This is a genomic window from Microbacterium meiriae (assembly GCF_032364335.1).
Taxonomy (GTDB): domain Bacteria; phylum Actinomycetota; class Actinomycetes; order Actinomycetales; family Microbacteriaceae; genus Microbacterium; species Microbacterium meiriae.
The window spans coordinates 2561337-2584161 of record NZ_CP133984.1 but is presented as its reverse complement, the minus strand read 5'-3'; the positions used below and the strand labels follow the sequence as shown (position 1 = coordinate 2584161).

Genomic DNA, 22825 nt, shown 5'->3' with positions numbered 1-22825 from the left:
ATGCGGCCTCAGCGACGCGACTCGGCGCGACCCTTCCGCACGAAGCTCATCACCAGCAGCGCGATGATCATGACGAAGGCGAGCGGCAGCCCCCAGTAGGGGATCGCGGCGATCACCGGCCACAGGCCCTCACCGAACGCGGCCCTGTCCATGCCGAGCGCGGTGCCGATGATGATGACGAAGAAGCAGATCACCGACGCGGCCGCGATACCGAGCGCGGTGAACGCCAGGATGCGGTCGATCCGACGGATGGGGACCTCCGGTCCGGGACTCTGCGTACTCATCCGCCCCAGCCTACTCGCACGCGCGGGAGCGGTTCCGTTCCGCCCGTGACCGGTAGGCTGGGGGACACGCGCACGAGCGCGCTCCGTCCGCATTCGATCCAGCGAGGTTCTCCCATGCCCACCGGCAAGGTCAGGTTCTACGACGAAGACAAGGGTTTCGGCTTCATCGCCAGCGATGACGGCCAGGACGTCTTCCTGCACGCCTCCGCGATGCCGGCCGGCACCGCGGTGAAGGCGGGTGCGCGCGTGGAGTTCGGCGTGGCCGACGGCAAGCGCGGTCTCCAGGCGCTGTCGGTCCGGGTGCTCGAAGCGCCGCCCAGTCTCGCGAAGGCGAAGCGCAAGCCCGCCGACGACATGGCGATCATCATCGAGGATCTCGTGAAGCTCCTCGACGGCATCGGCGGCGACCTGCGCCGCGGCCGCTACCCCTCCTCGAGCCACGGCCGCAAGATCGCGGCCGTCCTGCGCAAGGTCGCCGATGACCTCGAAGCCTGACGCCGACGCGCGGCTCGTCGGGGCGCACGACCTCGCGCTCGCCGCCCTGCGCGAGATCACCCCTGCCGCCACGGTCGGGCCGGCTGCCGGCTTCACGCCGGAGGAGGACGGATCCGTCTCCCTGCGATTCGAGAACCGGCTCCCCGGCTACCCCGGCTGGTACTGGACGGTGACGGTCGCCCGTGTCGAGGACGAGGAGCCCACCGTCCTCGAGGTCGAGCTGCTCCCCGGCGATGGTGCTCTGCTGGCCCCGGAGTGGGTGCCGTGGGCGGAACGCCTCGCCGAGTACCGCGCACACCAGGCGGAGCTGGCCGAGGCCGCCGCTGCCGGTGGTGAGGACGCCGACGGGGAAGAAGAGGACGCCGACGGCGACCTCGACGACGACGGCATCGACGATGACGAACTCGACGAGGACGGCTCCGACATCCTCCATGCCGGAGACCTCGACGGCGTGGACATCGACGAGCTCGACCCGTCCGATCAGGACGACGAACTCGACGCGTCCGATGAGGACGACGAGGACGACGAGGCAGAGGACTCCGAAGACGACGACGCCGACGCCCGCGATGCGGACGCCGGCGACGAAGAGGAGTGAGGCGGACGCTCAGCCGCCCAGGTTCTCCTGCACGAAGTCGATGGCCCGGATGAGCTGACGCACGTCGTCCGGCTCGATCGAGACGAACGTCGCCACCCGCAGCTGGTTGCGGCCGAGCTTGCGGTACGGCTCGGTGTCGACGATGCCGTTGGCGCGGAGCGCCTTGGCGATCGCCGCGGCGTCGACACTGTCGTCGAAGTCGATCGTCGCGACCACGGGTGAGCGGTGCGCCGGGTCGGTGACGAAGGGGGTCGCGACGGCGGACGCCTCCGCCCAGTCGTACAGCGCCGACGACGACTCCGCCGTGCGCGCAGCGGCCCAGGCGAGACCGCCGTTGCCGAGGATCCACCGCAGCTGGTCGTCCAGGAGGAGCAGCGTCGTGAGCGCAGGGGTGTTGAGCGTCTGGTTGAGCCGCGAGTTGTCCACCGCGTGCTTCAGGCTCAGGAACTCCGGGATGTAGCGTCCCGAGGCGGCGATCCGCTCGATGCGGTCGATCGCGGCCGGAGACACGGCGGCGAACCAGAGCCCGCCGTCCGAGCCGAGGTTCTTCTGCGGGGCGAAGTAGTAGACGTCGGCCTGCGTCATGTCGACGTCGATGCCGCCCGCGGCGCTCGTCGCGTCGATCACCGTCAGGGCACCGTCGGCGCGGACGCGCTCGATCGGCGCGGCCACGCCGGTCGAGGTCTCATTGTGCGGCCACGCGTAGACGTCGACGCCGTCGACAGGTTCGGCCGCGCTCCGCGATCCGGGCTCGGCGGAGCGGACATCCGGCGCCTCGAGCCAGGGGGCTCCTGCCGCCTTGGCGAACTTGCCGCCGAACTCGCCGAACACGAGGTTCTGGCTGCGTCGCTCGATCAGGCCGAAGGCCGCGGCGTCCCAGAACGCCGTCGAGCCGCCGTTGCCCAGGATGATCTCGTAGCCCTCGGGGAGACGGAAGAGAGCGGCGAGCTGCTCGCGGACGCTGCCGACGAGGTTCTTCACCGGTGCCTGGCGGTGCGAGGTCCCGAGGACGGAGGCCCCCGTCGTGACGAGCGCCTCGAGCTGCGCGCCGCGCACCTTCGAGGGGCCGCAGCCGAAGCGGCCGTCTGTGGGCAGGAGGTCATGGGGAATCTCGATCGCCATGGCTAGATTCTAGGGGGATCCCGCCGTTCCTCCCGTCCGCGACCCCGTCCGATGTCGCCGGAGGAATGTAGGCTTGCCTAAGAACTTCCGGAGGGCCCACATGACGGATCTGATCGACACCACGGAGATGTATCTCCGCACCATCCTCGAACTCGAGGAGGAGAACATCGTGCCGCTGCGGGCGCGCATCTCGGAGCGCCTCGGGCACTCCGGACCGACGGTCTCGCAGACCGTCGGTCGCATGGAGCGCGACGGCCTCGTCGTGGTATCCGAGGACCGCACGCTCGAGCTCACCGACGCCGGGCGCCGGAAGGCCGTCGACGTGATGCGCAAGCACCGCCTCGCCGAGCGCCTGCTGTCCGACGTGATCGGGCTGGACTGGGCCTTCGTGCACGAGGAGGCCTGTCGCTGGGAGCACGTCATGAGCGAGCAGGTGGAGCGTCGTCTCGTCGAGCTGCTCGGGCACCCCACCGAGTCGCCGTACGGCAACCCGATCCCCGGTCTCGACCAGCTCGGCGACCTTCCCGCCCGCACCTTCGACGAGGGTGTGATCGGTCTCGTGCAGCGGCTGAACGCCGCAGGCGAGCCGGTCGAGGGGACGGTCCGCCGTCTCGCCGAGCCGGCCCAGGTCGACCCGGAGCTCCTGGAGCAGCTGCGTGACGCGGGCGTCGTGCCCGGGGCCCGCGGCGACTTCCGCTTCAACGAGGGCTATGTGCTCATCCAGATGGACGGCAAGGAGGAGGGTCTCGAGCTCCCCGTGGAGCTGGCCTCGCACATCTTCCTCGTCGGCGAACCGGCCTGAGAAGGCCTCACCGAGGATTGTCAGTTTCCCAGGGTGACATGATCGTTATCTTCCGGTAACCTCGGTCAGGTCCTCAGCGAAGAAGCCCGCTGGGGGCGAACCGCGAAGATCCGCCTTCCGGCTCGTCGTCTTCCCGACAGGGACGCACTCGAACCCGAGTAGTGCATCTCTGCCCTGGGGCAGAACGTCGACGGGCCAGCACCACCCGAGGTGCGAGGGCTCAGGAGGACCACGTTTTGGCCGCAGACATCGAACCGACCGCGAAGACATCTGAAGATCGAGTACCCGCCCGGCGCACCGGTGCACCGGTCAGTGCTCGGAAGATCGCAGCCCCCCTCCGGTCGGTGGCGATCTTCGGTGCTGTCGGCGCTCTCGTCGCCGCTGTCGCGCTGCCCGCCTACGCGGCGTCCAAGCCGACGGACGCCACGGCGCAGACCGTGCAGCAGCTCGCCGCGGTCGACGCGCAGTCGCTCGTCGTCGCGTCGGAGGCCACGGCCGCTCCGCTCGTGCGTGGTGCCTTCAGCGCGACCACGCCGGAGGAGATCGAGAAGAAGAAGGCCGAAGAGGCCGCCGCCGCCGCGGCGCGGGCCGCCGCTGCCGCTGCCTCCGCGTCCGCGTCCGCACCCTCGTCCGGCACCTTCAACACGGCCGGCTACGCACTCGTCGCTCCCGGCTCCGGCCAGGTCCGCTACCCGCTGCCGCTCGGCTCCTGGAACGTCAGCCGCACCGTCGGCGGCGGCCACAACGGCGCCGACATGCTCGCGCCCGCCGGCACGCCGATCTACGCCGCTGCGGCCGGCGTCGTGCGCGCCTCCGCCGAGAGCATCGGCGGCTACGGCGTCGCCGTCATGCTGGACAGCGTCGTGGGCGGTCAGCAGGTCCAGACCACGTACGGACACATGCTCTACGGGTCGCGCCAGGTGCAGGCCGGGCAGACCGTCGCCGCCGGACAGCTGATCGGCTATGTGGGCAGCACGGGGCGGTCGACCGCGAATCACCTCCATTTCGAGGTCTGGATCAACGGCGGCCTCGTCGAGCCGATGTCCTGGCTCTCCGTCAACGCCGGCTGACCGGGACACGTTCTCGAGCATTCATCTCCCGTTCCGCCTCGGTCCTCGCGGGATGGGTTAGCCTGAACCCGTCGTCATACAGGCGGGAGAGGCTGATGGAGCGAACACCGAGCATCCGAACCATGGACGCTCTCGGTCGTCACGTCCTTCGGCATTGCCCGCAGGGATGCCGCGGTGCTGCCGCGCGCGAAAGGCGCCGTCTGTAGACGGCGCCTTTTCTCATCCCTGCGAACACTCCTCCTCCTGCACGACGTCGTGTGAGTCGAGAGTGCCGGGAAGCCGTCCCGGCGGATCGAGAGGATGACGAATGCGCACACTGGTCCTGAACGCCGGATACGAGCCCTTGGCGATCGTGTCCTTCAAGAGAGCCCTCGTCCTGGTCATGAACGACAAGGCGACGGTCATCGAGAGAGTCGAGGACGACCCCGTCTGGGGAACCCACGGCGTCTACGATCGCCCGGCGGTGATCATCCTCTCCCGCTACGTGCGCGTCCCCCTCAGCCGTCGCGTGCCGGTCACCCGTCGCGGCGTGTTGCGGCGTGACGGGCATCGCTGCGGATACTGCGGCAAGGCCGCGGCGACGATCGACCACGTCCTGCCCCGCTCGCGCGGCGGCGCGGACTCCTGGGAGAACCTCGTCGCCTGCTGCCTGCGCTGCAACAACCTCAAGAGCAACCGCACCCCGCAGGAGATGCGGTGGCAGTTGCGGTTCACGCCGCGCCCGCCGCACGGGACGGCGTGGACGGTGCGCGGGGTGGAGCGCAGCGACCCCCGCTGGGAGCCCTACCTCGCCCTGGCCGCGTGAGAGCCAGCGCGAGGGCGCGCAGCCGTGGTCCCGTAGACTGGCTGTGCGCCCTCGTAGCTCAGCAGGATAGAGCAGCCCTCTCCTAAAGGGCAGGTCGCAGGTTCGAATCCTGTCGAGGGCACTCCCGCTTCCGCATGCGTCAGGGCTGCCCGCGCCGCCACAGCTTCGACGGCCACCAGATCGTCTTCCCGATGTCGTAGGCGAGTGCGGGCACGAGGAGCGAACGCACCACGAACGTGTCCAGCAGCACGCCGAACGCGACGATGAACGCGAGCTGCACGAGGAAGAGGATCGGGATCACCGACAGTGCCGCGAACGTCGCCGCCAGCACCAGCCCGGCGGAGGTGATGACGCCGCCGGTGATGGAGAGCCCGCGGAGGATGCCCTCCCTCGTCCCGTGCTGCTTCGACTCCTCCCGCACCCTCGTCATGAGGAAGATGTTGTAGTCGATGCCCAGGGCGACGAGGAACACGAAGCCGTAGAGCGGGACCGCGGGGTCGGCACCGGGGAAGTCGAAGATGCCGTTGAACACCAGCGCCGAGACGCCCATCGCCGTACCGAAGGACAGCACCGTCGTGAGGATCAGCAGCACCGGCGCCAGGATCGAGCGCAGGAGCAGCATCAGGATGATCATGATGACGACGAGGATCACCGGGATGATGAGGTTGCGGTCGTGGATGGACGCGTCGTTCGTGTCGATCGAGGTGGCCGTCACCCCGCCCACCACGGCTCCGATGTCGTCGAGCTCTCCGCGCAGCTCGCGCACGGTGGAGGCGGCCGCGGCGGAATCGGCCGCATCCGTCAGCGTCCCCTGCAGGAGCACCTGGCCGTCGACCGTCGTGGGCTCCGGAGCGGGGGTCCCGGGAGGGCCGACGGCCGTGATCCCGTCCGTCGTCACCGGGGCGGACCCGCTCGGGGAATCGGCCGCGGTGACGGTCACCCCGTCGATCCCGTCGTTCGCGAGGAGCACGTCGGCGGCATCCTGCAGGCGGTCCTCGTCCACGATCACGGAGACGGGGCTCCCTGAGCCGCCGGGGAAATGCTCACCGAGTGCGACCTGACCGTCGCGCGCCTCCGACGCTCCGAGCACGAGGTCGGACTGCGGGACGCCCTGTGCGTCGAGCTGTGTGACGCCGGCCGCGCCGGCGAGGAGGACGAGGGTGGTCGCGATCCAGATGACGCGGGGGCGCTTCTTGATGAGGCCCGACAGTCGCGCCCAGAGGCCGGTGGTGCGCATGCCGTGCTCCTCGGCCACGACCTCGGGCTCGAACCGGGGACGCCGGGGCCAGAAGACCGCGCGTCCGAACAACAGCAGCAGCGCGGGCAGGAGCGTGAGGGCCGAGAGCATCGCGAACACGATGCCGATCGCCGCGACCGGGCCGAGCGTGCTGTTCGACTTCAGGTCGCTGAGCAGCAGGCACAGGAGTCCCGCGATCACGGTGCCCCCGGAGGCGACGATCGGTTCGACCGATCCCTTCCACGCGGCGAGGAGGGCGACGCCCTTGTCCTGCGCGACCCTCAGCTCCTCCCGGAACCGCGCGACGAACAGGAGCGCGTAGTCGGTGGCGGCGCCGATCACGAGGATGAAGAGGATCCCCTGGGTCTGCCCGCTGAGCAGCAGGATCTCCCATTTCGCCAGCCACCACACGACGAGGAGCGCGACGCACAGCGCGAACAGGCTCGTGGAGAGCACGACGAGCGGCAGCAGGAACGAACGGTAGACGAGGACGAGGATCACGAGCACGGCGAGCAGGGCGACACCGAGCAGGAGTCCGTCGATGCCGGCGAACCCGGCGGCGAGGTCGGCTGTGAAGCCTGCCGGCCCCGTGATGTAGACCGTGATGTCGTCCGGTACCGCCGCGCGCAGCTCGTCGCCGAGAGCGGCGGTGGCATCGCTGAGCTCGGCGTCGCCGTCGATCGGGATGAAGGCCTGCACGGCCCGGCCGTCCTCGGAGGGGAGCGCGGGGGAGACGTCGTCAGTGACCCCCTCCACGTCCGGGGCGTCCGCCACGGCGGCGGAGATCGCCTCGAGTTCGGACGGCGTCAGCTCCTCCTCGGAGGTGAAGACCGCGATCGCCGGGATCGCGTCGCTGTCGGTGAACTCACCGAGGAGCTGCTGCACCGTCGTGGCGTCCGCGGACTCCGGCAGGTACGTCGTCTGATCGTTGGACGACACCTCGTCGACCTTGCCGAACAGCGGACCGCCGAAGGAGGCACCCGCCAGCCACACCAGGATGAGGGCGACCGGCAGGAACACGCGCAGCCAGGAGTGGCGTCGGGTGCGCTCGCGGGTCGGCGGCGTCGGTGCGGGGGCGGGGCGGGACATCGGGGTCCTTTCGGGAGAGGGGCGGGGCGCGAAGGGTCAGGAGACCCAGGCGAGGCTGAGGATCATCGTGGCGAGGAAACCGGCGATGTAGTTCAGTGCGATGAACCGGCGCCAGGCGCGGTTCGTGCCGGCCGAGGTCTCGTCGGTGACGTTCCACCACGGCGCGGCGTTGACGATGTAGGGCAGCGCCAGCACGGCGGCGAGCGGTCCCGGCCACGGGGTCAGCAGCATCGCACCGCCGGCGACGGCCCACAGCACGAGGGAGAGCCGGACGGTCGCCCTGGCGCCGATCACGGTCGCGATGGAGGAGATGCCACCCTCGCGATCGGGCCCGATGTCCTGCACGGCACCGAACGCGTGAGCGGCCATGCCCCAGAGGAAGAACGCGACGAGCACGAGGACGCTGGTCGTGGTGACGGGCGCTCCGGCGAGGGAGAGGCCGACGAGGGCGGGGCTGACGAAGTGCGTGCTGGAGGTCACGGAGTCCAGGAACGGGCGCTCCTTGAAGCGCAGCACCGGAGCCGAGTAGGCGAGGACGGCGAAGACGCTCACGGCGAGCCACAGCCACGACGCCGGGGCGCCGACGGCGAAGAGGTAGACCAGGGACGGCACGTTCGTGGCGGCCGCCGCCCACAGCGTCGCGCGGTGGATGCGCGGGGACAGCAGCGCGCCCTCGATCCCGCCCTTGCGGGGGTTCGCCAGGTCGGAGGCGTAGTCGAAGACGTCGTTGATGCCGTACATCGCGAGGTTGTACGGCACCAGGAAGTACAGGGTGCCGATCACGAAGGTCGCGTCGATCTCCCTGGTGCTCAGCAGGTAGGCGGCGGCGAAGGGGAAGGCCGTGTTGATCCAGCTGATCGGCCGGGACGAGAGGACGATCTGGGCGATGTCGTGGCCGATGCCGCCGCCGCGGGAGGTCTTCTCCGTCATGCGTGCTCCTCCCGGTCTGCGGCGGTGCGCGTCCGGGATCGGCGCGCGCGCAGGGCGGTCCACAGCGCGGGGAGCAGCAGCACCCCGGCCAGCGGATACGCGAAGTCCTCGAGCGGCGCGAGACCGATGTGCACGCCGGCGAGCTGCGTCGGCGCGTAGTGGAACAGCCCGGTGGCGATCATGATGGTGTCGAACACGGCGGTCAGCACGAGGAGAGCGAGCGCGGTGAGCGTGAGGGCGCCGAGGTGCGGGGTGCGCCGCGCTCCGACGCAGAGGGCGACCGCGGCCAGAGCGGCGACGGCGAGGAACACGGCGGACAGCTGCAGGTAGGTCATCGCGCCGCTCCCTCCCCGGCGCTGACCCGACGGCGATCCAGAAGCCGGACGGCGCCGCCGTAGAGCACCATCGTGCAGACGACGAGGAAGATCAGGAAGATCGGCTCCTCCAGGGGGAGCTCCGGAGCCAGGACGATACCCGTGGCGATCGCCGCCTCGCCGCGGAAGAAGATCCTCGCCGCGATGCCGGCCACGTCCCAGACGAGGAAGAAGGCGAGTCCGACGATCGTGACGATGGCCGCCGCCACGGCATCCCGCCAGAAGAAGAGACGGAACCGCCAGTCGAGCAGCAGCATGCAGCCGAGGGAGACGAGCAGGGCGGTCAGGTAGATCGCGCCCATCATGCCTTCTCGGGTGTGGCGGTTCGGGTGGCCGGCTCCGGCAACGGGCCGGGCGAGTGGTCGCCTCGGATGCGCTTGAGCACGATCTCGGCGCTGATGAGGCACATCGGCACGCCGACGCCGGGCGCGGTGGTCGCTCCCGCGTAGTACAGCCCCCGCACGCGCCGGGAGGCGTTCTGTGCGCGGAACATGGCGCTCTGCGAGAGGATGTGCGCGGGGCCGAGCATCCCGCCCCGCCACGAGTGGTAGTCGTCGCGGAAGTCGGCCGGACCCACCGTCTCCCTGACCACGATCCGCTCGCGCAGGTCGGGGATCCCCGACCACGCTGCGATCATGTCGATCGCGGCGTCCGCGGCCTTCTCGACCTTCGGCGAGCCGGCGCCGTCGCTCCCGCCGTGGCCGAGCTCGACGTCGGCCGGGACCGGGATCAGGACGAAGAGGTTCTCGTGCCCGGCCGGCGCGACCCCCGCGTCCGTCGCGCTGGGCCGACAGACGTAGGTGGACGCCGGCGTGGGGACGCCGGGGGTGCGACCGAAGATCGCGTCGAAGTTCGCATCCCAGTCGTCGGTGAAGAACAGCGAGTGATGGGGGAGCTCGGGCAGGGTCCCGCGGACGCCGAGCATCACGAGCACGCCGCCGGGTCCGCTCGTGCGCCGCGCCCACCAGGACTCCGGATAGGACTGCAGCGTGGGAGGCAGCAGCGCCGTCTCGGTGTGGTGGAGGTCGGCGCCGGAGACGACGATGTCCGCGTCCTCGACGTGCTGATGGCCGTCTCGGTCCGTCCAGCCGACGCCGGTCACGTGGGTCGCACCGTCTGCGTCCTGCGTGCGGATCCCGGTGACCTCGGCGCCCGTGACGATCCGCGCGCCGGCATCCTGGGCCAGCGCCGCCAACCGCTCGACGACACGCCAGAAGCCGCCCTGCGGATACAGCACGCCCTGGTCGAGGTCGAGAGCGCTCATCAGGTGGTACATCGCCGGCGCCGTCCGCGGGTCGGTGCCCAGGAAGACGGCGGGGTAGCCGAGGATCTGCCGCAGCACCGGGTGCCGGAAGCGCCGGGCGGCGAAAGCCTGGAGGCGGGTGCCGAGCAGCGAGAACAGTCGCGGCAGCGCGCGCACCACCTCGGGAGCGGCGAGCGTCCTGGTGCGGGTGAACGGATTGTAGAGGAAGTACCGCCTCGCCATGGAGCCGGCATCGTGGGCGGAGGCGAGATAGGTCTCGAGTGCCGCGGCGGAGCCCGGTTCCATCGACTCGAACAGCGCGGACACGGCTTCCCGCCCGGCGGGCACCGTCACGGGGTCGTCGCCGGACTCGGGCGAGCGGAAGACGCGGTACCCCGGATCCAGCAGCGTCAGGTCGAGCTGCTCCTCGGTGCTGGTCCCCATCATCGCGAAGTAGTGGTCGAAGACCTCGGGCATGAGGTACCACGACGGGCCGGAGTCGAATCGGAAACCATCGCGCTCGATGGTGCCCGCCCGTCCGCCGACGCGGTCGTTCTTCTCCAGCACCACGACGTCATGTCCGTCGCGCGCGAGCAGCCCAGCCGTGGCCAGACCGGCCACGCCCGCGCCGATGACGACGACGCGGCTCATCGGTCCCGCTCCAGGGCCGTGACGAGGACGGCGCGCGCAGCGAGCAGCGCCTTGATCGGGTCCGGCACGCGCACCCGGCGGCGGTACAGCTCCGCAGCCGGCGTGCGTGCGACGCGGTGCGTCAGGGCGGCGAAGAGGGCGAGGGCGCTCCGGACAGCGGCACGGGCGTCCTTCGGGAGCAGCGGGATCGCGGCTCTCGCGTCGGCGAGCTGACGGTGGACGGTGTCGACCCAGGCGTCGCGGTCGGCGTCGGTGAGAGGTTCCGTGCCGCCGAGGTAGCCGCGCTGCAGGCGGTCGGTGTCGTCGGCGAGGTCACGGAGGAAGTTCACGTTCTGGAGCGCGGCGCCCAGCCGACGCGCTCCGCGGTCGAGGATGTCGAGCTCCTCCGGCGTCCGCGTGGCGTCGCGCAGGAAGACCCGCAGGCACATCAGGCCGACGACCTCCGCCGAGCCGTAGACGTACGCGGCGTGTGCGTGGGCGTCATAGGCCGTGAAGCCGGACGGGCCGGCGATGTCGGCCCTCATCGAGTCGAAGAACGGCTGGGTGAGGTCTTCGCCGATCCCGCACTCGCGCGCCGTTCGCGCGAACGCGTGCAGGATGAGATCGCTGCTGTAGCCGGTCCGCATGGAGCGATGGGTCTCCGTGATGTAGGAGTCCAGGGCCGCGGCCTGTGCACCCGCATCGAGTCCGGCCTCGGCGGCGACGCCGTCGACGATCTCGTCCGCGATGCGCACCATGGCGTAGATGTTGCGCACGTGCTGGCGATGGCGTCGCCCGAGAAGACGCGTCGCCAGTCCGAACGACGTCGAGTAGGTGCGGATGACGTCGGATGTCGCGATCTCGGCAGTCCGGCTGAAGCGTCGCAGCGCCGCGTCGTCGCGGGGCTCGGAAGGGGTCGCGGTCATCGGCTGCGGCCCTCGATCCGGTCGGCCAGAGCGAGGATGATGCGTCCGGCGTCGGCCGAGAGCGTGCCCGCCTCCTCGGCTTCCGCCAGGATCGTCGACACGGCCGCGAGCTGCTCCTCCACGAGTCCTCGGACGAATCCCTCCGCGCCGCACTCGCGGAGGCGGTCGCGCATCTCCGCCGCGTCGTCGATGCTGAGGTCGGTCTCGCCGAACCGCAATTCGATGCCGGGCCAGTGGCTGGTCATCCGGGCGTACGCGATGATCGCGGTCTCCTTGCCCTCGCGGAGATCGGAATACGGGTCCTTGCCGTGAGCGTCCGGGTCCCCGAACACCGACAGCAGATCGTCCTGCAGCTGGTAGGCGAGACCGAGGTGGCCGCCGATCTCGGTCAGCTGCTCCTCGGCGGCGGTCGGAGCGCCGGACAGGATAGCCGCCGCGCGGAGCGGGAGGACGAACGAGTAGGCGGCGGTCTTCGACGCGCTGGTGGCGAGGATGGTGCGGAGGTCGGCCGCGATGATGCCGTCGCTGAGGGCGACGTCGGAGTGCTCCCCGGCGACGGTCTCGAACACGGTCGTCTCGAGGAGAGCGAGGAGCCGCTCCCGTCGCGGCGCGGGGACGTCGGCACGGGCGAAGCCGAGCACGGCGGTGGAGAGCAGGAGGTCTCCGAGGAGGATGGCGCTCGAGCGGCCCCAGTGCAGCGCCGTATCGCCGGCCTCGTCGGGGCGACGGGAGACCAGGGAGCCGATGAGATTGGGACGGCGGCGGCGGGTGAGGTCGCCGTCGATGACGTCGTCGTGCAGGAGGAACGCGAAATGCAGCAGCTCGACATGAGCGGCCACGTCGATCGCCCGCGCCGTGTCCTTCTCCGTGAGGGGGGTCGTGGCGAGTGCGGACAGCAGGTCCATGAGCATGCGCGGGCGCAGGAGCTTCCCGCCGAGGGCGTGCTCGGCGGCCGTGTGCCACAGGGCGGCGAACTCCGCCCCGTAGTGCTCGGCGGCGGCAGTGCGCTCGGCGAACCGTCGTCGCAGCACCGCCTCGATCCTGGTGCCGAGGTCTTCTTCTGTCACCATGACCGCCATGGCTCAGACCTCCCCGTGTCGACGGAGGAGAGGGAGCTGCTCGGCGAGCCAGGGGCTGAAGGCGAACGGGGTGCGGATGACCGCGGCGAGCAGGTCATCGACATCGACCCACTCCCACTCCGCCACCTCGTCCGGGTTCGCCGACGGCTGCTCGTCGACCACCGCGACGTGCACCGGACAGATCTCGTTCTCCACGATGCCACTCGCGTCCACGGCGCGGTAGCGGTAGTCGGGGAGAGCGAGGCGGATCTCGGTCACCTGGACCCCCAGTTCGTCGGAGCCGCGCCGTCGCACCGCATCGGCCATGTCCTCGCCGGGCTGCGGGTGCCCGCAGAAGCTGTTGGTCCAGACCCCGGGCCAGGTGCGCTTGCCGAGCGCGCGACGCGTGACGAGGAGGCGTCCCTCTCGATCCTGCACATAGCAGGAGAAGGCGAGGTGGAGAGGAGTGTCGGTCGTGTGGACTTCGCTCTTGGGCAGGATGCCGACGGCAGTCCCGTCTTCGGCGAGGAGTGTGACGTTGTCCATGGCGTCCTCTCGTCGTTTAGCTAACCTGGCGAAATATCAACTTAGCATGAAGCTGTTCGTGTGTAACATGATCGCATGCCCTCCGAGCCCCGCACCACCCCGGTCGCCCACGCGACGGCGGCGGCGGAGCGGGACGAACTCGCTCAGGGGTCCATCTACGACGTCGACGCCAGCGACCCGCGCAGTACGCTCGTCGATCGCTCGGGCGTCGCCCCGGAGGATCTGCGTCAGATCGGACGCCTCATGGAGGCGCTCGGCGGGCTGCGCGAGGCTGAGCAGCGTCTCTCGCAGGCGTCCCGGCGCTACATGCAGCTGAACGAGACCGACATGCGCGCGCTGCACTACCTGATCGTGTGCGACAACCGAACGGTCGTGGCGACGCCCAGCGGGATCGCCCACCATCTCGGGGTCTCCACCGCCGCGACGACGAAGCTGCTCGACCGGCTGGAGAAGGGTGGGCACATCCGGCGCTCGCCGCATCCCACCGACCGACGAGCCCTCGCGATCACCATCACCCCCGAGACCAGGCACGCCGCGATGGAGACGGTCGGGCGGCAGCAGGCCAAGCGCTTCTACGCGGCGGCGCGTCTGTCGGCGGCGGAGCGGGAGGTCGTGATCCGCTTCCTCCTGGACATGACGGAGGAGATCACCCTCCGCGATGAGGCGTGGGCGCTCGAGGGTGCGAAAGAAGATCCCGCCCGACCGTGAGGTGGGGCGGGACCGGGTCAATGCGCGGCGCGGTAGGCCTCGAGGATGGGAGCCGGTACGCGACCCCGCTCCGAGAGCGTGTAGCCGTTCTCCTTCGCCCAGGCGCGGATCGCGGCGACCTCCGGGTTGCGTGAGGGCCGCTTCCGCGACGAGGACGAGGACGAGGACCGTCCGCCGCCGGACGCCGCTCCCGATCCGGCCCGACGCCCGGCCGTGATGTAGGGCTCGAGTGCCTGTCGCAATTCCTCGGCGTGCGCGGAATTCAGATCGATCTCGTAGGAGGTGCCGTTCAGCGAGAAATGCACGGTCTCGCCTTCCCCGACCTCCAGGACGGTGCCGTCGATGTCGTCGACCAGCTGGTGCACAATTCGTCTCGCCATGGGGCCGACTTTATCGCGGGTGCGGGAATGCGCACAACAAAGGCCGTTCCGTCATGGCGAACAATGACGCAGCCGCCGAGAATGTCGATTCAGGGGAGAAGGCCGGCGCGACGCGCTTTGGTCACGGCGGCATGCCGCGTCGACGCATCCAATTTCGACATCGCGGTGCCGAGATAGGCCTTGACCGTCCCTTCCCGCAGACCGAGGTGCGCGGCGATCTCCGCATTCGTCGATCCCAGGGCGGCGCAGGCCAGGACATCCGTCTCGCGCGGGGAGAGGTGGACGACGGGGACCGGGCCGGTCGTGGTCGTCGGCAGGTCGTCTCCGGCGAGGGTCAGCAGTCGGCGCTCGACCTGCGCCAGCCGTGCGCGGATGCCGGCGTCGTCGACGGTCGCGGCGATGCTGCGGAGCTCGGCGAAGCTCTCCCGCAGCTCCTCGCGCTGTGCCGGCGCGACCGCTGCGGGTGTCGGCGATGCGGCACGGAGGCGCCGCTGCACCTCGTCGCGGATGCGCAGCTCGTCTGCGACGGACTGGGCGACCTGCATGGCCGGGGCCGTCGTCACGCCGCCGATCCTCTCCTCCGCCCACGCGCCGGCATAGAGCACGCCGCGAGGGCGGCCCTGGACGACGATCGGCAGGGCGAGCAGGGTCCGCAGGCCTTCGCCGAGGACGAAGACGTCGTAGTCGTGGGTGATCTGGCGGGAGGAGCCGTAGTCGCTCGTCATCCGCGGACGCAGCTCCATCATGGCCCGCCCGCCGAGACCGCGCTCGGGGCGTACGCGGAGACCGTCGAGAGCGCGTGTGCGGGCTCCGACGATGCTCGTGACGCTCACGACGCCCTCTTCGATCAGCCCACCGAACGCCACCGGGAAGCGCGTGCGCCGCGCCAGCTCGCGCACCGCGTTGGCGACGAGCTCCGCCTCGGGTTCGACGGTGATCGGAGAGCTCACGAATACCTACTTTCGGGGGTGACGGCGGTGTTCCCCGTTTCGTAGCGTCGACCCTACCACTCGGGCGGCGACGGCCGCGCGTGCAGCGGACATGTGGCAAGGAGGCCCCATGAGCGAACAGGTTCCGACCCCTCAGAACGGTGCGATCGATTACGTCGCCGTCGAGCAATCCCCTCGATTCCTGCGGTTGAAACGGACGCAGCGGTCATTCATCTTCCCCCTCGCCGCGTTCTTCCTGGTGTGGTATTTCGTCTACGTGCTGCTGGCCGCATTCGCCCGCGATTTCATGGCGCAGCGCGTATGGGGGGATATCACCGTCGGGCTGCTTTTCGGGCTCGGGCAGTTCGTGACGACGTTCGCCATCACGATGGCATATGTCGCGTTCGCCAACAGGAAGCTCGATCCGTTGGCGTCGGAGATCCGTGAAGAACTCGAGAAGGCGCAGGCCGACGCATGAGCATCATCCGCACGGCCACCGAGGATGTCGCGCTCGACATCAACCCGGTGTTCAACATCTCGATCTTCCTGGCCTTCGTCGCGGTGACATTGTTCATCGTCATCCGCGCCAGCAGGAACAACAAGACCGCCGCCGACTATTACGCGGCGGGGAGGTCCTTCACCGGACCTCAGAACGGATTCGCGATCGCGGGCGACTATCTGTCCGCCGCATCCTTCCTGGGCATCTGCGGTGCCATCGCGATCAACGGCTACGACGGATTCCTGTACTCCATCGGCTTCCTCGTCGCCTGGCTGGTCGCCCTGCTGCTGGTGGCCGAACTCATGCGCAACACGGGCAAGTTCACGATGGCGGATGTGCTCTCGTTCCGGTTGCAGCAGCGGCCGGTGCGAATGGCGGCGGCGATCACCACGCTCGCGGTGTGCTTCTTCTACCTCCTCGCGCAGATGGCCGGGGCAGGCGGTCTCGTGTCGCTGCTCCTGGGGATCGACGGGAGGGTCGGGCAGTCGGTCGTCATCGCCGTCGTCGGCATCCTCATGATCGTCTACGTGCTGATCGGCGGTATGAAGGGCACCACCTGGGTGCAGATCGTCAAGGCGGTGCTGCTGATCGGCGGCGCCCTCGCGATGACCATCTGGGTCCTCGCGATCAACGGCTTCAGCCTGAACACCCTGCTGGAGGCCGCCGTGGCGAACTCCGACAAGGGAGAGGCGGTGCTGGCGCCCGGCCTGCAGTACGGCGCGAACCCGTGGGACTTCCTCTCGCTGGGGATGGCCCTGGTGCTCGGCACCGCGGGCCTGCCGCACGTGCTGATGCGCTTCTACACCGTGCCGACGGCCAAGGAGGCGCGGCGTTCGGTGGTGTGGGCGATCTGGCTGATCGGCGGCTTCTACCTGCTGACGCTCGTGCTCGGCTACGGCGCCGGCGCGCTCGTCGGCGCCGACGTAATCGCGGCGGCACCCGGGGGCGTGAACTCCGCGGCTCCGCTGCTGGCGCTCAAGCTCGGCGGTCCGGTGCTCCTCGGGTTCATCTCCGCGGTGGCGTTCGCCACGATCCTCGCCGTCGTCGCGGGACTCACGATCACCGCGGCGGCGTCGTTCGCCCACGACATCTACGCGAACGTCATCCAGAAGGGACGCCAGGACGCGGAGGGGAAGCCCGTCGAGCCCGATCCCAACGGCGAGGTGCGGGTCGCCCGTCGGACGGTGATCGTCATCGGCATCCTCGCGATCGTCGGCGGCATCGGGGCGCAGGGGCAGAACATCGCTTTCCTCGTGGCCCTCGCGTTCGCCGTAGCGGCGTCCGCCAACCTGCCGACGATCCTCTACTCGCTGTTCTGGCGCCGGTTCACGACGCGCGGTGCGGTGTGGAGCATGTACGGCGGGCTCGGCTCGGCGATCATCCTCATCATCCTGTCGCCGGTGTTCTCCGGCACACCCACGTCGATGATCCCCGGCATCGACATCGCGATCTGGCCGCTGAACAACCCGGGCATCGTCTCGATCCCGCTCGGGTTCGCGCTCGGCTGGCTCGGGACGATCACCAGCACCCGGCGCGAGTCGCCCCAGCTGGCCGCCGAGATGGAGGTGCGCTCTCTCACCGGCTTCGGTGCGGAGAAAGCCGTCGACCACTGACGCGTCACCCCTCGGGTGCGGGCCCGGCGGCCTACTCGCCGGGCCCGCACCCGAGGAGCGGGGGACTCACCGGGACTCGAGGTCCAGCAGGAACCTCTTCCGTTCCGGGTGACCGCCGTAGTGCCCTGCGGAGCCGTCGGACCGCACCACCCGGTGCACGGGCACGATGAGGGAGAACGGTGTGAGCCGACAGGCGGTGCCGACGGCCCTGGCCGCTCCGGGGTGGCCGGCGAGGACCGCGACCTCCCCGTAGCTCAGTGTCTGTCCCCACGGGATCTCGCAGACGGTGCGCAGCGCCGCCCGGTGGAAGCCGTCCACGAGGCGCCAGTCGAGAGCGACATGCTCGTCGAAGCGCACGGGCTCTCCGTCGAAGTACGCCTCCAGGAGCGGGACGAGCTCGTCGGCAGCTCCGGGCTCGGGCTCCGGGATGGCGCCGAGCTGCCGAGACACGCCCTCCAGCAGCCACGGCACCTGCGGATCCGCGGACTCGGACAGGTCGAAGCGCACGATGCCGTCGTCGGAGAAGACCGCGAGGGCGTCGCCGAAGGGCGTCGGAGCGAAGTCGTAGCGGAAGGTCATGTCCCCATCCTGACCGTCCGGGTCGACGGCGGAGAACTGGTCGCCGGGTTCGTCGCGCGTTCCGTGGACAACGAGAGCGCACGACCATGCGGGCAGGAGTAGTCCGAGCGAGTGCCGCACCGGCGGTTTTTCACCGGAAACCCGCCGGGGATACCGATCTCCGGCGGTGTCGCGCCTAGGGTGTCAGTGTGTGGCGACGGGAAAGCAGGTCTGCGAACAACACGGCGGTGGACAACGCTGTGTCCCTCGGCGACCTGCGCGACTCGTCCACCGGCGTCGGCATCGCGCACGCCGCGGAGGCGGAGCGCACGCGGCTGCGGGCGGAGGCGGCTGATCTGGGTGGACCCTCGCCGTTGAGCAGCTTCCGCGACGGCCCGGAGTCGGGCATCGACATCTCCAAGGCGCACCCCGGCAGCCTCCCGCAGTTCATCACCGGCAAGTCGACGCTCCTGTCCAACCTCTTCCGCGATGAGGTGGGTCTGCGCACCGCGCGGCTCGCCGCCGAGCGCATCACGGCCAAGAACACCGAGCTGCGCACCGTCCGCGGCATCGAAGCGGTCCACCTCGCCGTCGGCGTCGCACGGTGGCTCATCGGCGGGGCGACCTTCGCCGCCCCCGTCCTGCTGCGGCCGCTCGCGATCCGCCGCCATCACACCGATTTCGAGCTCAAGCTGCAGGGGGCGTTCGAGGTGAACCCGGAGCTCGTGCGGGTCGCCCGCGAGCACTTCGGACTGACCCTCGATGCGTCGGCGCTCGCCGCACTCGCGTACGACGGCGGCATCTTCAAGCCCCAGCCCGTGATCGACAGCCTGCGCGCGCTGACCCGATCCATCGAGACGTTCTCCGTCGAACCGCGACTCGTGGTCTCCACCTTCGCCGACGTCGCCGGCGCCATGGCCCAGGACGGCGGCAGCCTCGATCATCCCGTCCTCAACGCGCTCGGCGGCCACGTCGGCGATCGTGAGCAGGTCACGGCACCCCGCGCCGTTCCGCACCACGTCGGGCCCGACGACCGTGCGCCCGCCTCGGACAACCTGCTGCTCGATGCGGATGCGGAGCAGGAGGCCGTGCTGGCCCGCATCGCCGCCGGGCACTCCCTCACCGTGGCGACCCTTCCGGGCACCGGAGGGACGCAGACCGTCATCAACGCGCTCGGGGAGCTGGTCCGCGCCGGGAAGAAGGTCCTCGTCGTCTCGGCCCGGCGGTCCACGCTCGACGGTGTTCGTCATCGCCTCGCCGGTATCGGGCTGGACAGCCTCGCGGTGTCGCCGGGGAGCCTGCGCCGCGATCTCGTCCGCGCGATCGGACGCAACGAGAAGGCGACGGCTCCGAAGGTCAGCGAGGTCGACGACGCGCTGGTGCGGCTGCGCACGGTGCTGCGCGACTACCGCGACGCGCTGACCGTCCCCGTCCCCGGTCTCGACGCCTCCGTGCTGGACGCGACCCGACACCTGACCCGCCTCGCCTCGCTTCCCGTCCCCCCGTCGACGACAGCGCGGTTGAGCGTGGATGCGCTGCGCAGGCTGGCGCGGGACCGCACGGATGCGGCCGCGGCTCTGGCGCAGGCCGCGCGCCTCGGAGAGTTCCGCGTCGGGCCGAACGACTCGCCCTGGTACGGCGTCACCTTCGGCAGCACCGAGGCGGCCCGCGCCGCGCACGAGCTCGCCGGACGCCTGCACGCCGACAGCGTGCCCGCCCTGCTCGAGCGCGGGTACGAGCTGATCGCGCAGACGCACATGCGGCCCTTCTCGACGATCGACGAACTCGGCGAGTACCTCGGTCTGCTGGAGGGCATCCGCGACACGCTCGACCGCTTCAGCCCCACCGTGTTCGAGCGGCCGCTCGGGGAGCTCATCCAGGCCCACGGTTCGCGACGGGACGCGCCAGGGATGTCGGGGGCCAATCGTCGTCGACTTCGTCGCCTGGCCAAGGAATACGTCCGCCCGGGCGTGCACGTGACGGAGATGCACGAGGCGCTGCTGCGCATCCAGACCCAGCGCACCCAGTGGCAGCGGTACGTGGAGGCGGGCGTCGCTCCGGAGATCCCGCTCGGTCTGGCCGATGTGTCCACCGCATGGCAGCGGGTCGAAGCGGAGTTGGCGGAGCTCGATGCCGCCCTCGGCCGCCGCGAGCCCCTCTCGTCCCTGCCGGTCGCACGGCTCGTGCGCATGCTCGCCGGCCTCGCCGCGAAGTCGGACGTCTTCGAGAACCTCGTCGAGCGTGCCCAGCTGCGCGACAAGCTCGCCCTCCTCGGCCTGGAGCCGCTGCTGACCGAGCTCTCGGTGCGGCACGTCTCCGAGGCGCGGGTGGGGGAGGAGCTCGAGTACGCCTGGTGGCAGTCCCTCCTGGAGCGCGCACTGCAGGACAACCGGGCGCTGCTCGGCGCGAACACCGCCGTGGTCGACCGCCTCGAGCGCGATTTCCGGCTGGTGGACGAGGCCCATGCGGCCATGGCAGGGCCGCTGCTCGCGTGGCAGCTCGCGAACCAGTGGCGCATCGCCATCGTCGACGAGCCCGAGCAGTCGCAGAACCTCCGCCGCGCCCTGACCCAGTCCGCGACGACGGCCGCGGAGGTCGTCAGCGCCGCGCCGACCCTCGTCGACGTGCTGGCTCCGGTCTGGATCTCGTCGCCCTATCTGGTGCCGGAGATCCCGGATGCGGTGGAGTTCGACACCGTGCTCCTCGTCGACGCCGCGGCCATCAACCTCGCCGAGGCGGCGCCGGCCATCCGCCGCGCCCGTCAGGTCGTGGCGTTCGGCGATCCGGTCACGCAGCGTCCCTCTCCCTTCCGCATCGCGGTCGACCCCGCCGAGGAGTGGGAGGAGGAGGTTCCGTTCGATGACGTCTCGGTCTTCGAGCGCCTGTCCGAGCTGTTCCCGGTGATGACCCTGACCCGCAGCTACCGGGCCGGCGGCGAGGATCTCGCGGAGCTCATCAACGACGCGTTCTACGGCGGCGAGATCGTCTCCCTCCCGTGGGCCGGTTCGTACCTGGGGCGCGGCAGCCTCACCGTCGACTACGTCGAAGGCGGTACCGGCGCGCCCGACCCCGTCTCGGGCGCCGTCGAGAGCCCGGACGCCGAGGTCGCCCGCGTCGTCACCCTCGTCGTCGAGCATGCGGTGCATCGCCCGACCGAATCGCTCATGGTCGTCACCGCCAGCACTCGCCATGCCGAGCGCGTGCGCGCCGCCGTGACCGCCGCCTTCGCGGGACGCTCCGACGTCGCCGACTTCGTCGCCCGCGACACCGCGGAGCCGTTCGCGGTGCTGACGCTCGAGGAGTCCGTCGCGGAGAGCCGCGACCGCGTCATCTTCTCCCTCGGCTTCGGGCTCACGAAGCACGGCCGTGTCCTCAGCGACTTCGGCGACCTGTCGACGCCCGACGGCGAGCGACTGCTGACCGTCGGGATGACCCGCGCACGGCGCTCGATGGTCATCGTCTCGTCCATCCGCCCCTCGGCCTTCGACGACGGGCGCCTCGAGCACGGCGCGGCCACGCTCATGTCGATCCTCGGCGGTCTCGCGGCCCGTGCCCGCGACGCGCGACTGGAGGACCTGGCCGACCCGCTCACCCTCGCACTGGCCAGGGAGCTCCGGCGTCTCGGGGCTTCCGTCGACGTCGACTATCGGGGACTCCTGCCGCTCGTGGCGCAGCACAACGGCAAGGCGGTCGTGATCGAGTCCGATCCGGAGTCCCGGGGAGAATCCCTGCGCGAGACGCTGCGGCTGCGCCCTCATGTGCTCCGTCGCCTCGGCTGGCACTACGTCCGCGTGCACGCGTTCGACCTCTACAGCGACCCGCGCACCGTGGCGTCCCGGATCGCGACGGTGCTCGGCATCTCCGAGACGGCCCCGCGCGCGGAGAACGACACGCAGCCTCTCGATCTCGGCGATCACCGGAATGACTGAGGGCCGGGACGAGCCGCGGCAGCGGGTCGTCCGGGTGCCGGGCTCCCGGCGGGCGCGGCTGACGCCGGTCGAGGGCAGCGATCCGGCACCGGAGGTCCCGGAGGGCGGCGCGCCGCAGCGGTCGGCGCCCGGCGACCGGAAGGGCCCCAACGACGACCAGCTCCTCCGCGACGTGCCCCCGCACTACTGACGCGTCCGCGACCGGAAAGAGGAAGACCCACGGCCCTCCGAGGAGAGCCGTGGGTCGTGAGGGCGGTGCGGTCAGACGCCGCGCGGGCCCTGCTGGGTCTTGAGCAGATCGCGGATCTCGACGAGCAGCTCCGCCTCGGTCGCGGCGGCCGGCTCCTCCTCCGGCTCCTCGGCTGGCGTGCCCTTGCGGGCCTCGACGTGGGCCTTGAACGTGTTCATCGGCAGGACGAAGACGAAGTAGACCACGACCGCGACGGCGAGGAAGCTGATGATCGCCGAGATGAGGTCGCCGATCGGGAAGGTGACCTCTTCGCCGTAGATGTTCGTGATCTGGATGCCGAACTTGCCGGCGGCATCGGCCTTGAGGAAGAGCGCGATGAGCGGGTTGATGACGCTGTTCACCACGGCCGTCACGACGGCCGTGAAAGCGGTGCCGATGACGACCGCGACGGCCAGGTCGATGACGTTCCCGCGGAGCAGGAAGTCCTTGAATCCTTTGAGCATGGAAACCCCCAAGTCGACTGGGCCTCAGTTCGAGGCGGGAGTCGACGCAGCAGCCGGTTTGGCGCTCGTCGTCGAATCCGACTTCGATGATGCCGAAGCATCCTTCGAACCCCCGGATTTGGCGCGCGAGTCCGTGCGATAGAAGCCGGAGCCGTTGAAGGTCACGCCGATCGAGCCGTACTGCTTGCGCAGGGCGCCGCCGCATTCGGGGCAGACCGTGAGCGCGTCGTCGGAGAAGCTCTGGACGGCGTCGAACTGGTGCCCGCACGCGGTGCAGGCATAGGCGTAGGTGGGCATGGCGGTCCTTGCG

General features: G+C 70.3%; 25 protein-coding genes and 1 tRNA gene. 11 read left to right on the top strand and 15 right to left on the bottom strand.

The annotated features are described in order from the left end of the window. Positions 1–8: 8 nt before the first annotated feature. Complete coding sequence (locus RI211_RS12475; RefSeq protein WP_187662063.1) at positions 9–284, bottom strand: multidrug ABC transporter ATPase; 276 nt, start codon at positions 282–284, stop codon at positions 9–11. 114 nt (positions 285–398) lie between these two features. Here RI211_RS12475 and RI211_RS12470 point away from each other — a divergent pair, with 114 nt between their 5' ends. Both RI211_RS12470 and RI211_RS12465 read left to right on the top strand, forming a co-directional pair. Further along, entirely contained in the window at positions 399–779 is a 381-nt protein-coding gene (locus RI211_RS12470; protein ID WP_025105533.1) for a cold-shock protein, read from the top strand. Continuing rightward, a complete protein-coding gene (locus RI211_RS12465) occupies positions 763–1374 on the top strand; it encodes a DUF3027 domain-containing protein (protein WP_315637887.1) in 612 nt (203 codons plus the stop codon). Before RI211_RS12470 ends, RI211_RS12465 begins: the two co-directional genes overlap by 17 nt. Before the next feature lie 9 nt (positions 1375–1383). On the opposite strand, the gene serC is transcribed toward RI211_RS12465, so the two are convergent. Then, positions 1384–2496: a phosphoserine transaminase gene (gene serC / locus RI211_RS12460; protein ID WP_315637888.1), complete on the bottom strand. Its 1113-nt coding sequence runs from the start codon at positions 2494–2496 to the stop codon at positions 1384–1386. A 100-nt stretch (positions 2497–2596) separates the two neighbouring features. Between serC and RI211_RS12455 the strand changes: the two genes are divergently transcribed. From RI211_RS12455 to RI211_RS12440, 4 genes are all read left to right on the top strand, one after another. Further along, a complete protein-coding gene (locus RI211_RS12455; protein ID WP_025105536.1) occupies positions 2597–3298 on the top strand; it encodes an iron-dependent transcriptional repressor DtxR in 702 nt (233 codons plus the stop codon). A gap of 344 nt (positions 3299–3642) precedes the next feature. Next, positions 3643–4368: a M23 family metallopeptidase gene (locus RI211_RS12450; protein ID WP_232089064.1), complete on the top strand. Its 726-nt coding sequence runs from the start codon at positions 3643–3645 to the stop codon at positions 4366–4368. Positions 4369–4675: 307 nt separating this feature from the next. Further along, the gene (locus RI211_RS12445; protein ID WP_060921795.1) at positions 4676–5173 is read left to right on the top strand and encodes an HNH endonuclease; all 498 of its coding nucleotides are present in this window, start codon (positions 4676–4678) and stop codon (positions 5171–5173) included. 47 nt (positions 5174–5220) lie between these two features. Further along, positions 5221–5294, top strand: a tRNA-Arg gene (locus RI211_RS12440). Positions 5295–5312: 18 nt separating this feature from the next. On the opposite strand, the gene RI211_RS12435 is transcribed toward RI211_RS12440, so the two are convergent. Genes RI211_RS12435 through idi form a run of 8 tightly spaced genes read right to left on the bottom strand, consistent with a single transcriptional unit; the run spans position 5313 to position 13206 of the window. Next, positions 5313–7499: an MMPL family transporter gene (locus tag RI211_RS12435; RefSeq protein WP_315637889.1), complete on the bottom strand. Its 2187-nt coding sequence runs from the start codon at positions 7497–7499 to the stop codon at positions 5313–5315. Between the two features lie 36 nt (positions 7500–7535). Then, entirely contained in the window at positions 7536–8429 is an 894-nt protein-coding gene (locus RI211_RS12430) for a prenyltransferase (RefSeq protein ID WP_315637890.1), read from the bottom strand. Beyond that, complete coding sequence (locus RI211_RS12425) at positions 8426–8764, bottom strand: lycopene cyclase domain-containing protein (RefSeq protein WP_315637891.1); 339 nt, start codon at positions 8762–8764, stop codon at positions 8426–8428. The genes RI211_RS12430 and RI211_RS12425 overlap by 4 nt, the downstream gene beginning before the upstream one ends. Then, positions 8761–9105: a lycopene cyclase domain-containing protein gene (locus tag RI211_RS12420; RefSeq protein ID WP_315638023.1), complete on the bottom strand. Its 345-nt coding sequence runs from the start codon at positions 9103–9105 to the stop codon at positions 8761–8763. The genes RI211_RS12425 and RI211_RS12420 overlap by 4 nt, the downstream gene beginning before the upstream one ends. Next, a complete protein-coding gene (crtI, locus tag RI211_RS12415; RefSeq protein WP_315637892.1) occupies positions 9105–10697 on the bottom strand; it encodes a phytoene desaturase family protein in 1593 nt (530 codons plus the stop codon). Before crtI ends, RI211_RS12420 begins: the two co-directional genes overlap by 1 nt. Further along, entirely contained in the window at positions 10694–11602 is a 909-nt protein-coding gene (locus RI211_RS12410) for a phytoene/squalene synthase family protein (RefSeq protein WP_315637893.1), read from the bottom strand. The genes crtI and RI211_RS12410 overlap by 4 nt, the downstream gene beginning before the upstream one ends. After that, entirely contained in the window at positions 11599–12672 is a 1074-nt protein-coding gene (locus RI211_RS12405) for a polyprenyl synthetase family protein (protein ID WP_315637894.1), read from the bottom strand. Before RI211_RS12405 ends, RI211_RS12410 begins: the two co-directional genes overlap by 4 nt. 12 nt (positions 12673–12684) lie before the next feature. Further along, on the bottom strand, positions 12685–13206 hold the full coding sequence (gene idi / locus RI211_RS12400) for an isopentenyl-diphosphate Delta-isomerase (RefSeq protein ID WP_315637895.1): 522 nt from the start codon (positions 13204–13206) through the stop codon (positions 12685–12687). 75 nt (positions 13207–13281) lie between these two features. On the opposite strand from idi, the gene RI211_RS12395 reads away from it, so the two are divergent. Then, positions 13282–13914 (top strand): MarR family winged helix-turn-helix transcriptional regulator, encoded by a 633-nt coding sequence (locus tag RI211_RS12395; RefSeq protein ID WP_187662052.1) that lies wholly within the window; start codon positions 13282–13284, stop codon positions 13912–13914. A gap of 17 nt (positions 13915–13931) precedes the next feature. On the opposite strand, the gene RI211_RS12390 is transcribed toward RI211_RS12395, so the two are convergent. Beyond that, complete coding sequence (locus RI211_RS12390; RefSeq protein ID WP_268776767.1) at positions 13932–14294, bottom strand: histone-like nucleoid-structuring protein Lsr2; 363 nt, start codon at positions 14292–14294, stop codon at positions 13932–13934. An 89-nt stretch (positions 14295–14383) separates the two neighbouring features. After that, positions 14384–15244: a LuxR C-terminal-related transcriptional regulator gene (locus tag RI211_RS12385; RefSeq protein ID WP_315637896.1), complete on the bottom strand. Its 861-nt coding sequence runs from the start codon at positions 15242–15244 to the stop codon at positions 14384–14386. Between the two features lie 109 nt (positions 15245–15353). Between RI211_RS12385 and RI211_RS12380 the strand changes: the two genes are divergently transcribed. Beyond that, positions 15354–15701: a DUF485 domain-containing protein gene (locus tag RI211_RS12380; protein WP_060921784.1), complete on the top strand. Its 348-nt coding sequence runs from the start codon at positions 15354–15356 to the stop codon at positions 15699–15701. Then, positions 15698–17335 (top strand): monocarboxylic acid transporter, encoded by a 1638-nt coding sequence (locus RI211_RS12375; RefSeq protein WP_315637897.1) that lies wholly within the window; start codon positions 15698–15700, stop codon positions 17333–17335. The genes RI211_RS12380 and RI211_RS12375 overlap by 4 nt, the downstream gene beginning before the upstream one ends. Positions 17336–17401: 66 nt before the next feature. Here the strand turns inward: RI211_RS12375 and RI211_RS12370 are convergent, their stop codons facing one another. Further along, a complete protein-coding gene (locus RI211_RS12370) occupies positions 17402–17914 on the bottom strand; it encodes a methylated-DNA--[protein]-cysteine S-methyltransferase (protein ID WP_315637898.1) in 513 nt (170 codons plus the stop codon). Between the two features lie 227 nt (positions 17915–18141). Here RI211_RS12370 and RI211_RS12365 point away from each other — a divergent pair, with 227 nt between their 5' ends. Next, positions 18142–21822 carry an AAA family ATPase gene (locus tag RI211_RS12365; protein WP_315637899.1) on the top strand — a complete coding sequence of 1227 codons (3681 nt, stop codon included), beginning with the start codon at positions 18142–18144 and terminating at the stop codon, positions 21820–21822. Then, complete coding sequence (locus tag RI211_RS12360; protein ID WP_315637900.1) at positions 21815–22012, top strand: hypothetical protein; 198 nt, start codon at positions 21815–21817, stop codon at positions 22010–22012. The genes RI211_RS12365 and RI211_RS12360 overlap by 8 nt, the downstream gene beginning before the upstream one ends. 71 nt (positions 22013–22083) lie before the next feature. Here RI211_RS12360 and mscL read toward each other — a convergent pair whose 3' ends face one another. Together mscL and RI211_RS12350 are read right to left on the bottom strand one after the other, a co-directional pair. Next, a complete protein-coding gene (gene mscL / locus RI211_RS12355; protein WP_315637901.1) occupies positions 22084–22515 on the bottom strand; it encodes a large conductance mechanosensitive channel protein MscL in 432 nt (143 codons plus the stop codon). 24 nt (positions 22516–22539) lie between these two features. After that, entirely contained in the window at positions 22540–22812 is a 273-nt protein-coding gene (locus tag RI211_RS12350; RefSeq protein ID WP_025105556.1) for an FmdB family zinc ribbon protein, read from the bottom strand. Positions 22813–22825 lie beyond the last annotated feature (13 nt).